The sequence below is a fragment of the Nonomuraea lactucae genome, assembly GCF_003313395.1.
GTDB classification, from domain to species: domain Bacteria; phylum Actinomycetota; class Actinomycetes; order Streptosporangiales; family Streptosporangiaceae; genus Nonomuraea; species Nonomuraea lactucae.
This window is the reverse complement of the sequence record NZ_QNFZ01000411.1, coordinates 1-1,009: the sequence shown is the minus strand read 5'-3', so window position 1 is coordinate 1,009 and position 1,009 is coordinate 1. Positions and strand designations below refer to the sequence as shown.

The window sequence follows — 1,009 nt, the reverse complement described above, 5'->3', positions numbered from 1 at the left end:
CGTGCCCGCTTCGGCCGGACCGTCGTCCAGGCCGCGGGCACCGCCACCTGCTCGGCCGGCGACAGCCCGCACCTGCAGGTGGTCGCCGACCTCGCCGCGGCGCTCGACGCGGGACAGCTCGCGGCCAAGCTCGGCTTCGCCCGCAGGCACGCGGGCTCGCTCCTCGCCAGCCGCGTCCCCGACCGGCTCATCACCACCGAGCGGGTGCCCGCCGTGGAGCGGTTCTTCCGCCTGCCGGAGGAGGGCGCCGACCGCCTCTACGCGCTGACCTCCAGCCTGAACGACGACGCCGCCCTGGTGGACGATCCTTGGGAGTTCGAGGCGTCGGTGTACGAGGCCTCCCGGCTGGACGCGACCGCGGCCTGGGTGGCCCGCTCGTGCGCCCCGGACGACGGCCCGATCGTCGAGGTCGGAGCCTGCCAGGGCGCACTGACGGCGCGGCTGGCGGCCAAGGGCTACACCGTGCTCGCCGCCGAGCCCAACCCCGCCTTCCGGGCCCGCCTGGAGGCCGGGCCGCAGGTGCGGGTGCTGCGCGACAGCCTGGAGGACCTCGCCGCGCGCCGTGGGCATCCCGCTCGCGCGTACCTGCTGAGCGAGATGCTCTACTACGGCCAGGACCTCGACCTGCTGCACGAGCTGCCCACCGACCTCCTGATGATCTCGCTGGCCGGCGAATGGCTCAACGAGACGATCTGGCCCTGGGTGCGCGAGCAGTCCACCTGGCGGGTCGCCGAGTGGTGCGAACTGGCCGCGCCCGCGCTGGAGTTCGTCTGCGACGGCCGGGCCTACCTCCGCAAGCGCGGCAGCCGCGGGCTCACCCTGACGCGGGCCGGTGGCGCCGCGTGAGCTTCCGCACGATCGTGATCTCCCCGCACTTCGACGACGCGGCCCTGTCGGCCGCCGGCGTGCTGGCCGGCCTGCCCCGGCCCGCCGCCATCGTCACCGTCTTCGGCGGCCCGCCCGCCGGCGACGAGGGGCCGTCGGCATGGGACCGGCTGTGCGGGTTCGG

1 protein-coding gene is annotated in these 1,009 nt (G+C 75.6%); it reads left to right on the top strand.

Features of this window, described 5'->3' with window-relative positions:
• Positions 1-846 (top strand): class I SAM-dependent methyltransferase (locus DQW85_RS22270; protein WP_113702141.1); only part of this gene is annotated, 846 nt, incomplete at its 5' end.
• Positions 847-1,009 lie beyond the last annotated feature (163 nt).